The 10,690-nt window shown below is 73.8% G+C and carries 6 protein-coding genes and 1 pseudogene; 3 read left to right on the top strand and 4 right to left on the bottom strand.

The features are described from left to right. Positions 1-9: 9 nt before the first annotated feature. Positions 10-1,236: an SGNH/GDSL hydrolase family protein gene (locus tag AC4H2S_RS11085; RefSeq protein ID WP_491497032.1), complete on the top strand. Its 1,227-nt coding sequence runs from the start codon at positions 10-12 to the stop codon at positions 1,234-1,236. A 9-nt stretch (positions 1,237-1,245) separates the two neighbouring features. Here AC4H2S_RS11085 and pgfA read toward each other — a convergent pair whose 3' ends face one another. Then, a complete protein-coding gene (pgfA, locus tag AC4H2S_RS11090; protein WP_491497033.1) occupies positions 1,246-2,235 on the bottom strand; it encodes a cell envelope lipid trafficking protein PgfA in 990 nt (329 codons plus the stop codon). Positions 2,236-2,280: 45 nt separating this feature from the next. After that, on the bottom strand, positions 2,281-3,057 hold the full coding sequence (locus tag AC4H2S_RS11095; RefSeq protein ID WP_491497034.1) for a class I SAM-dependent methyltransferase: 777 nt from the start codon (positions 3,055-3,057) through the stop codon (positions 2,281-2,283). A 49-nt stretch (positions 3,058-3,106) separates the two neighbouring features. On the opposite strand from AC4H2S_RS11095, the gene AC4H2S_RS11100 reads away from it, so the two are divergent. Further along, positions 3,107-4,372, top strand: coding sequence for an acyltransferase family protein (locus AC4H2S_RS11100; protein ID WP_491497035.1), 1,266 nt, complete (start codon positions 3,107-3,109; stop codon positions 4,370-4,372). Between the two features lie 776 nt (positions 4,373-5,148). On the opposite strand, the pseudogene AC4H2S_RS11105 reads toward AC4H2S_RS11100, so the two are convergent. After that, positions 5,149-8,394 (bottom strand): annotated as a pseudogene (locus AC4H2S_RS11105) (alpha-(1->3)-arabinofuranosyltransferase domain-containing protein); the annotation flags it as partial. Continuing rightward, positions 8,391-9,143: a class I SAM-dependent methyltransferase gene (locus tag AC4H2S_RS11110; RefSeq protein WP_491497036.1), complete on the bottom strand. Its 753-nt coding sequence runs from the start codon at positions 9,141-9,143 to the stop codon at positions 8,391-8,393. The gene AC4H2S_RS11110 and the pseudogene AC4H2S_RS11105, both read right to left, overlap by 4 nt. 124 nt (positions 9,144-9,267) lie before the next feature. On the opposite strand from AC4H2S_RS11110, the gene AC4H2S_RS11115 reads away from it, so the two are divergent. Beyond that, positions 9,268-10,557 carry an acyltransferase family protein gene (locus AC4H2S_RS11115; protein WP_491497037.1) on the top strand — a complete coding sequence of 430 codons (1,290 nt, stop codon included), beginning with the start codon at positions 9,268-9,270 and terminating at the stop codon, positions 10,555-10,557. Positions 10,558-10,690 lie beyond the last annotated feature (133 nt).

Raw genomic sequence — 10,690 nt, forward strand, 5'->3', positions numbered from 1 at the left:
CCTGCGCCGGTGTCCACACCCCAGCCCAGCCGGGCGCTGTCGTGGTGTGCCCTCGCGCTCGTCGGTGCGAGCACGTGCGTGGTCGCGACGCCGGCGCAGGGGCGACCGGCGCAGGCCACCGCACCCGCGATCGAGGCCCGGGCTGCTGCCGACCAGGACCGGGACGGGCTCACCGACCTGGCCGAGCTCGGCTCAGCCGCCGTCTCGCGGCCGGCCCTCATCCCGCTGACGACCGCCCTGGCCCGGCGCCGGAGCCAGCCCGTCCGGCTGATGTTCGTCGGCTCGTCCACGACGTACGGCGTGGGGGCCAGCTCGCCGGCTGCGGGATTCGTCGCGCAGGCCGTCCGCCGCCTCCAGGACCGGTTCCCGGCCGGCCCGGGCCCGACGGCCGCGCCCCAGAGCCTGCGCGAGAGCGTGGAGCATCCCGACGAGACGCCCGGCATCCACGGAGTCAACGGCGCCGTGGGCGGGTCGACCGCGGCGACCTACGTCACCGACGCCCATGCCTATGCGGTCCACGTGGGACAGCCCACCTGCGTGGTCCACATGATCGGGTCCAACGACACCATCGCCCGGCTGCCCCCCGCCACCTTCGTGGCGCAGGTGGAGGCTGCCGTCGCCCGGATCGACGCCGCCAGCACCCGTCCTCCCTGCCACCTGCTGCTCCAGCCGGTGCGCCGCTACCAGGTGGACGTCTCGACCTGGCAGGCCTACGGCGACGCGCTGCACCAGCTGGCATCGCGGCTGCCGCGCACGACGTTCCTCGACCTGGGCGCCGCCTTCGAGGCGCACGACGCCCTGGGCGCCGACCCCGACGACCTCATCGGCCCGGACCGCGTCCACCCCACCGATGCCGGGCACGCGCTGCTCGCCCGCACATTGGTCATGTCGCTCGGGCTCGCGGGCCACGACCTCGGTACGGGCACCGACCCCGCTCGCGCGGACACCGATCGCGACGGGCTCCGTGACGGCCGGGAGGTCAGGGGCTACGTGCTGCGACAGTCGGTCGTCCCGTGCGGGGGGACGGTCCGCGCGCGCCTGCGCACGAGGAGCCTGCCCTACGTGCGCGACACCGACGGCGACACCATCACCGACCGCCGCGAGGTCGAGGGCTACCGGCTCGCCGACGGCCGGATGGTGCGGACGGACCCGGCCGTGGCCGACACCGACGGCGACGGCCGACCGGACGGGCGCGAGGCGGCACGGCCCCACCGCGACCCGACCACCTGCGAGTGACCCTCGGCGTCAGCGCGCCTCGTGCGGGTGGGAGCGCCGCGCGCGGAGCATGACGATCCCTGCGATCAGCAGGAGCAGACCCAGGATGCCGCCGACGATCGGGACCCAGATGCGCACCAGCTTGAGCTGTGTGGCGAGCGCGGAGTAGGTCTCGACGTTGTCGGAGATGGTCTCGGGGTTGTAGCCGATGGTCACGTCGGTGAGGGTCGCCATCTGCTCGCCCTCGTACTCGGCGACGCTGAGCTGGTCCTCCTGGCCGCGGATGATCACGCCCGTCTCCGGCTCGATCCACAGCGTGCGGGTGTTGGAGTAGATCCGGTCGAGGGTGACGTCGCCGTCCTCGTCGATGCCGAAGAACGAGGCGGGGGCCGTGATGGTGCCGACCGGCGTGGGCGGGATGACCTGCTCGAAGCGGTAGACGTCGAGTCCCTCGATGCTCTCGGTCTCCTTGTACTCGATCTCGGGTGCCTCGAGGAGCGAGCCGTCCCAGAACTCGTAGGTCTTCTTCTCGGTCTGGAAGGGGAACTTGAAGTAGAGGCCCTCGAAGCCGATGGTGTCCTTGGTCTCGACCCCGCGGTCGTCGGCCGAGGTGCTGGTGTAGGTGTCACAGCACTTGATGGTCTCGCCCGTGTGACGGTCGAACGCGACGAGGTCGTGGGTGCCGGAGCGCGGCGGGCTGTCGGCGCTGATCTCCGCGCCGGGCTCGTCGGTGTAGACCAGGGTCTCCCACACGGCGACGTCTCGGCCGAGCTCCTCGCTCGCCGCCTCGGAGGCCTCGACGTCACCCACGACGTTGCGCGTGGAGACGAGGTCGACGTTGATCTCCTGCTGACTGGCGATGTCGAAGATCGTGGCGCCGGGGCCCTCCGACACCGACACGGTGTCCTGGTCGAGCGGAACCACGGCCAATCGGTCGTAGGCATAGAACCGGGCCAGCAACGCCACCCCGAGGACGAAGACGCCCAACCCCGTCAAGACGACGGCCAGCTTCTTACCCACCTGAGCTCCTCAAGAATGTGTTCGGCCTCATACGACGCGCGAACGTTACCAGCCAGTCACCTCGTCGGCACCAGACTCGACGAGACGGTTTTGCGCGGCGTCGAACTCGGCCACCACGATCGCGTGCGCGGTGTAGAGCAGCCGGTCGTAGGGCGTGTCCCACACGTCCTCGACCGCCGCCTCGCGCCACTCGTTGCGCGACGGGTCGCGCAGCAGCGCCCGCATCCGCACGACCCCCGGAACGCCGGCTCGCAGCCGGTCGTCGAGCGAGGCGTTGTAGCCGACGGGGTGGGTCACCCAGAGCCGCCCGCCGGGTGCGACGTGGGCGCGCAGCCGCTCCAGGGCCCGCAGCGGCTTGTCCTCGTCCACCTCGTCCTCGTCGAGGCCGACGTGCTCCAGTGTGGAGATCGCCAGCACGAGGTCGAAGCGCCGGTCCAGGTCGAGGTCGGCGACGTCCTCGTTGAGCACGCCCGGCGCCTGCTCGTACTTGTCGACGACCGTGTGCTCGAGGGGCACGTAGTGGCCGAGCACGTTGCCGATCTCCAGCACCGTGGCCCCGGGGTGCCGCTCGAGGAGGTCGAGGGCGAGGGCGACCTCGACGGCTCGCTCGTTGAGCCACGTGTAGTGGTAGTCGTGCACGAAGTAGGGCAGGCGCCGTCCGTCCCACGCGAAGGAGCCGTGGTCGCGGCCCCGCGCAGGGCGCCCGGTCACCCGACCGCTCGCCCACCGCAGGCACGAGCCGACGACCTCCCCCACGCCCCGCTCCCGGGACTCCGAGACCACCCGGGACAGCACGGCACGGCCTCGTCTGAGCAGCAGCATGCGCGAACAGTAGTGCTGGGGACCTGCGGTCGCGTGGAACACTCGCCCCATGTCGAGCGCGCCCCGTCCGGGATCCCCGGTCACCTTCCCTGCGCTCGACTCCCTCCGGGCACTGGCGGCCGTGGCCGTCCTGGCCACCCACGCCGCCTTCTGGGCCGGGGCCTACGCCCACCCCGTCTGGGGCACGGCCCTCGCCCGACTCGACGTGGGTGTCGCGATCTTCTTCGTGCTGTCGGGGTTCCTGCTCTCCCGCCCGTGGATCGCCCGGCACCGCGCGGGGCTGCCGCCGCCGTCCGCGTCGCACTATCTGTGGAAGCGCGCCCTCCGGCTGGTGCCGGTCTACGTCGTGACGGTGGTCGCCGCCCTGGTCCTCCTGCCGGGCAATCGCGGGGCCGGGCTCGGCCAGTGGGTGCAGACGCTGCTGCTCGCCGACATCTACGTCGACGACCGCCTGCCCGACGGCCTCACCCAGATGTGGAGCCTGGCCACCGAGGTGGCCTTCTACCTGCTGCTGCCCGTCCTGATGTGGCTCGCCCTCGCCCGGACCCGGCCCGGGCACGACCGGCTGGGTCGTGTCGCGCTGGTGATGACGGCGATGAGCATCGTGTGGCTGATGGACCTGTCCGTGCGCTGGGACGGCGGGGACACGATGATCCGGCTGTGGCTGCCGTCCTACCTGGTGTGGTTCGCCGTCGGCATCTCGCTGGCGTCCCTGGACGTACGCTCACGTGAGGACCGCGGCGCCGCCGCGGACCGCGTCACGGCCGTGGTCCGCGAGCTGGGCCGCTCCCCCGGCCTGTGCTGGCTGGCAGCGGGTGCCCTGCTCGTCGTCGCCGCGACCCCGTTGGCCGGTCCGGCCGACCTGACCCCGACCACGCTCGGGGCAGCCCTGACGAAGAACCTCCTCTACGCCGCGATCGCCGGGTTCGTCATCCTGCCCGCGGTCTTCGCACCTGCCGACGGGCGCTTCGTCCGGGCGCTCTCGTCGCCGGCGCTGCGCCACGTGGGCCACCTGTCCTACGGCATCTTCTGCGTGCACCTGCTGCTGCTGGAGCTGATCGCCGACTGGCGCGGCGTGGGGCTGTTCGAGGGTCGCGGCATCGAGCTGTTCGCCCTGACCCTGACGGCCTCGCTCGTGGTGGCCGAGGTGATTCACCGTGCCGTGGAGCGCCCCGCGCTGCGGCTGCGGGACGTCTGGCCACGCAGGTCGACGTCGGCCACGACGAGGGCCCCGAGCGCCACCGCGACCAGCAGCTGGGGCAGCAGCAGCGCACCCGCCCAGCCGTCCGCCGAGCCGAGCGGCCGCCACCAGTAGACGAGCCCCGCGGCGACCACCGGGAGGCCCGCCGCCCACGCCACCGTCGGGGCCGCGAGCCGGCGTCGTGCGGCGATCGAGGCCGCTGCGCCCGCGGCTCCGCAGGCCACGCCCCACCAGCCGCCCACCAGTCCGAGGGCGAGTGCGCCCGCGATCGGGACCGCCCACCGACCCACTCTGGTCCCTGCGGGCGGCAGCCGCCGCCCGGGGCGGCGCCGGACGACGAGCACCGCCAGGGCCAGGCCGGCCAGGAGCAGCAGGCCCGCGGCGAGCGCCGCGCGGTAGGTGCGGTCCGGGACGTAGCGCAGGTCGAGGGCGGTGACCCCCGACGGGACCCGCCAGCCCTGCTGCCAGCCGTCCACGACCAGCGGATCGGTCGTCGAGCCGTCCGGGAGCTCGCCCCGCCAGCCCGCGTTGACGTTGTGCCGCACCGCGAGCACGCCGCCGTCCGCGTCGGGGAGCTCGGCGGTCGCGGCGACCGGCGACTGCCGGCTCAGGGTCGCGACCTCGGCGGTGCCCGGCTCCGCGGCTCCCGGCCGCGACAACGTCACCTCGACGGGACGGAAGGCCGGCGCCGGCGCCGCCACGACACGGGTGGAGGAGGCGTCGAGGCGCGCCGTCTCGGGACCGCAGGCCCGCGCCGACACCGCCTCCGCGTCGAAGAGCTGGCGCGGGGAGGCGGTGACGCTGCTGGCGAAGAGGGTGTCGCCGACCCGCAGGGTCGGACCGAAGCCGCAGCCGATGTCGACCGGGGTGTCGGAGAGCGCGAGCGGGACGACCTCGACGCCCGTCAACCGCAGCTCGCTCACCCCGACGGGCAGCGGCACCAGGTCGCCGCCGCGCGTACGCCCGTAGGCGCGCTCCTCCGCCAGCACCCGCACGGCGACCCGATCGGCGCGGAAGGGCGCCAGGTCGGCGCGTCCGGCCGCGTCGAGCCGCACGACCTGCCGGCCCCCGGGATAAGTGACCTCGACGCGGGTGGGCCGCGAGGCCGCCACCTGGCGGTCGAGCGAGAGCCGGAGCCCCCGCACGTCGCGCTTGCCGATCCAGGTGAGGCTCAGCGTCGGCTCGGCGTCGTCCTCGTCGGCGAGCCAGGTGGTGCCGGTCCGTCCGTCGATCGCGGCCAGACCGGAAGCCCGCGCGTCCGCCACGGCTGTCGAGGACGCGGTCACGTTGACGAGCTGGTCACGCAGCATCAGCCCGGTCAGCGCGTCACCGGCGACGGGCCGCACCTGCATCGCCACCTCGTAGTCCGCGCCGCTGCCGAGCCGCACCGTGCGGTCGATCACGCCGCCGCCCTCGTCGGGGCGCGCCCGGTCGGGAGCGCAGCGCACGTCGTCGTCCACCCGGACGCACGCGTCGACGGCGGACCCGGCCGACAGCAGCACGTGCTCAGGGGCACCCCAGGCCGCGGGCACCCGCGGCAGGACGAGCGTGCGGTCGACGTCGAGACCCTCGGCGACCACCTCGGCGATCGCCAGCTCCCGCGCCGGCCGCGAGGCGTCCGCGTCGGCCGCACGGATCCGCAGCCACGACGTCGTGCCGTCCGGCAGCGGGACGACCACGGCCTCGCCCGCGGGGGCGCGCACCGGCTCGGAGCTGCCCCGCTGGGTCTCCACCACGATCGTGAGCGGGTCGTCGGCCCCGGTCTCACCGGTGAGCACGGTGACCTGGTCGAGCTCCATCGGCTCATCGAGCCCGACCTCCACCCACGGCTCGCCACCGCGGGGCGGACCCGACTCCCACTGGGTGCCGGGGCGGCCGTCGAAGGCCGCATAGGGCAGCGTCTCCGGCCGGACCGGACCGACCGTGTCGGCGTACGCCCGCGACCCGGAGGCGGTGACGGAACGCGCGCCGACGAGGCGTGCGGTGGTCTCCCACGCCGTCGCGTCGCCTGCGACGTAGTCGCGTGCGGGTGCGCCGCGCCGGCCGTCGTCGGACGCCTCCAGGGTGGCCGAGCGCCCGTCGTGCACGCGGGCGAACGTCGCCTCGCGCCGGCGCATGCCGTCGGTCAGCAGGACGCCACCCGCTCGGGCGTCCGCAGCACCGTCGTCGGTGTCCACATCGGCAGCCAGCACCGTGGGCTCGCTGCCGAGCAGCCCGGCGTCCAGCAGGCCCAGCAGGTCCTCCGGGCCGCCGACGACGACCGGCGGGGCGCTGCCGAGGACGGCGTCCTCGGCGCCGACGACCTCGTAGACCTCGACGGCGGGGTAGGACGAGTGCCAGCCGCCCTCCGCGACGAGGGTGGTCCCTCGCTCCGACTCGAGCCGGACCGGTCCCCCGACGTCGGGACCGAAGTCGGTGACGCGCTCGATGCCCGGTGAGGCCTCGAGCGCCTGGTGCACCAGCACGGGAAGCGGCACGTCGTCGCTCGGGCGCAGGTCGTTGCGCACCACCAGCAGACCCACGCCGGCTCGGGCGAGGAACGGCGCCAGCCCTGCGGACGGCTGCCCGCTCGCGAGCCGCTGCTCCACCGCGTCCAGCATCCTGATGTTGCCGGGCGGTGCCAGCGGGACGGCGTTGCGGACCGCCCACCCGGACACCCCGTAGGACTGGACCGGCTCGTCCTCCGTCGTGCCCCAGAGATAGGTCGCGAAGCTGGACCCCGGCACGAGCAGCGCGGTGCCACGCTCGCGGGCGTCCTGCTCCTCCAGCCACGACACGGCCTGCTCCCAGTAGCCGGGCACCGCCTCGACGTCCTGCGCCGGCGCCAGCCGCCCCGCCAGCGCCGGGCTCGCCACACCGACCACCGCGACGCTCGCCAGCACGACGAGGCCTGTGTGGGCGACGCGTTGCCCGTCCTGGAGGCGCGAGCGCCAGCCGCGCCGGCCGGGGTCGGGCGCGCGCAGACCAGCGGCGGCGACCCCGAGCACGTGGGCCAGCCCCAGCACGAGCGGGAGCCGGATGACCGGCTCGAACTTGTGCACGTTGCGCAGCGGGGCGAGCACGCCGTCCAGCAGGGAGCGCTCGGCGTCGGCGAACCAGCCGTGGACGGCACCGGAGTGCCCGAGCGAGACCAGGACGAGCCCGCTGAGCAGGCCGAGCACCAGCATCCGGCGGTGCGGGTTGCTGCGCAGGGAGAGCCCCACGAGTCCGAGCACCAGGAGCACCGCTCCGTTGACGGCGACGTAGCCGGTGGCGATCAGGTCGTTGCCGGCCTGCCAGGTCGCGTCGACGTACGGCACCCAGTGCGAGGTCCCGCGCAGCACGTCGAAGGGAGTGGTGGGGAACGTCGTCACCGCCGCGGTCTCGATGAAGTCGAGGAACGGCGGGCTGTAGTTGCCGAGGAGGAAGAGCGGGACCAGCCACCAGAGCGTCGCGACCCCCACCAGCACCGGCCACCACAGGAGCAACGCCCTCCGGCGGGGTCCGGGGGCGCGGGTCAGCAGCCAGATGACCCCGAGCGGGAGGACCGCCGAGGTGGCGGCGGCGTTGACGCCGCCCACGGCCGCGACCGCGAGCGCGGACAGGGCGGCCGCGCGACGCGGTGAGCCTCGCTGTGCCCCGATGACCAGGGGCACGAGGACCCACGGCGCGAGCGCCATCGGCCACGCCTCGATCGAGATGGGGCCGAGCGTGGCGAGGATCCTCGGGGACAGCGCGTAGGCGAAGCCGGCGACGATCCGACCCGTGGGGTTGCCCAGGCCCAGCGCGCCGCAGAGCTTGACGACGCCGAGGAAGGCGACGACCAGGAGCAGCGACCACCACGCCCGCTGCACGGCCCAGGCCGGGACCGAGGCCAGGTCGCCGAGCCAGAAGAACGGGCCCATCGGGAAGAGGTAGCCGTAGGCCTGGTTCTGCACCTGCCCGAACCCACCCGAGGGGTCCCACATGTGCAGGGCGCGCGCCAGCATGGCGCCCGGGTCGGCGACGAGGTCGAACTTGGTGTCGCTGACCAGCCGGCCGGGACGCTGGGCGAAGGCCAGGGCGACCAGCACCAGCGAGCAGACGAACAGCCGGAAGCGCCAGGTGACCGATGACGGCGACTCGTGGGCAGGCTCGTGCGGGGAGGGAGAGCTCATCGCCGGCGCAGGACGATGACCAGGTTCCAGGTGACGACCTCGCGGAGCACCGGAACCCTGGAGAGCCAGCGCGCGGCCGCCGGGTTGTAGCGCGGCACGACGTCGAGCACCTCGGCCGCCGTCTGGCTGCGCGCCCACTCCCGGCCGGCACCCACCGTGACCGCGAAGAGCGACTCGCCGAACCTGTTCTTCGGCTCGTGGCCGTGGCGGCGCCGGTAGCGGCGCCGGGCGCGTCGGCCGCCGAGGTAGTGCCACGGCGACGTCTCGTGGCCTCCCCACGGGCCGAACCAGACGGTGTAGGAGATGAACGTCAGACCGCCCGGCCTGGTCACCCGCACCATCTCGTCCGCCATCCGCCACGGGTCGTCGACGTGCTCGAGCACGTTGGAGGAGTAGCAGATGTCGAAGGTGGCGTCGGCGAACGGCAGCTGCATGCCGCTGCCCAGCACCGTGCGCGGGGCGATGCCGCCGAGACCGGAGAGCTCACCGACGTCGGCGTCGAGGGCGAAGTAGGTCGCTCCCGCGCCCTCGAACGCGGTGCGGAAGTAGCCCGGCCCGCCACCGACGTCGAGCATCCGGGCGCCGCGCAGGTCGGCGTAATGGGACACGTGCCCGACCGCGTCGTCGGCGAGCTGGCCGTAGAAGACGTCGGGCTGCGTCTGCTCGACCCGGAAGGCGCGGAACAGGCGCACCGACCGTCGCAAGGTCGGCGACCATGCCGACTGAGCGGACGAGGACTGCTGCGGCACGGCGCGACTGTAGCCGATGGGTCGCGCCGCCCATGCTGCGCTTGGCGCGACCCGCTGACGGTCGGCGGTGACGGTCCGCGGTGAACGTCCCCGGCCCGGCCGCGGCCGTGATCTAATCGCCCGCGTGGTAGCGAGCACCGCGGTCGAGTGGGAGGACACCCCCGCCGACGAGGCACGGGCCAGGCGCGCAGCCGAGATCGCCAGCCTCACCGGCCTGCGGGGGTTCGCGGCGCTGATGGTCGTGCTCATCCACACCTCGGTCCTGACCGAGTACTCGTGGCTCGGGGTGCCGGAGTACGGCCCGGTCAGCCTGTTCGTGCTCTCGGGCTTCCTCCTCTACCGCCCCTGGGCACGCTGGGGGATGCGGACCGCCGATCGACCGTCCATCGTCGACTTCGGGCGCCGGCGACTGCTGCGCATCTTCCCGGCCTATCTGGTGGTCCTGGCCGTCGTGTCGGTGGTCTATCCCCACGACCGGCCACAGAGTGCCGGCGACTGGTTCCGGGCCGTGACGCTGACCTGGATCTACACCCCTCAGGACGACCTGCGGACCTCCCTGTTCCAGACGTGGAGCCTCGGGACCGAGCTGTCCTGGTACGTCGCGCTCCCGCTGCTGGGCGGTGCGGCCGCGCTCATGGCGCGGCGGCTCAGCACCCGTGCCGGGTTCCGCCTCACGGCGGCCTTGCTGTGCGTGTCGATCCCGATCTCCTTCGGCTACCGGCGCTGGGTGGAGGTCAACGACCTCGAGCAGTACCTCACCTACTCCTTCTGGCTCCCCGCGTTCCTGTTCTGCTTCGCCGGAGGAGCGATGGTCGCGCACCTCGTCGAGGGTGAGCGCGCCGAGCTGGTGTCCCTCGACCGGCTCAAGCGCGTCTGCGACGACCCGTGGGCGCTGCCGCTCCTGACCGTGGCGACCGTGCTGCTGGCCACCTCGTCGGTCGCCGGGCCCAACGGCTTCGCAGCCGTCTCCTACGTCGAGCACCAGGTGCGGGTCGTCTGTGCCGCGGCCATCGCACTGCTCCTGCTCGTGACGGCGGTCCTCTCGCCCGTGTCCGCGCCGGTCAACCGGATCCTGCGTCTTCGCGCGTCGACCGCCGTCGGCCGCTGGTCGTACGGCATCTACCTCTGGCACCTGCCGGTCATCGTCGTGCTCGAGCGTGACATCGCCTTCCCCGACGGCGTGATCGGCCTGCTGTGGCGGCTCGTGTGGGTGCTGGGGATCTCGATCCCGCTCGGGGCCGCGACCTATGCCTGGGTCGAGCGGCCGACCATCGCGTGGTCCCGCCGTCCCCACCTGCCGGGGCCCCGCGGCCGCCGCGTCCTGGTCACCGGCCAGAGCGCGAGCGCGACCACCACGAGCCAGCCGCAGGCTCCGGCGCCGGCCGTCCAGCGCAACACCTCGCCCGAGGCGTAGCGCAGCGCCACCGCGGACGCACCGGCCGGCACCTGCCACGCCTGGGCCCACCCGTCCACCGTCGACCCGGACAGCTCGCGGCCGGCCGCAGTCGCGGTCCAGCCCTTCCCTGCCGGCACCGCGAGGACCAGCG

It is taken from the genome of Nocardioides sp. Z13_37 (assembly GCF_058355585.1).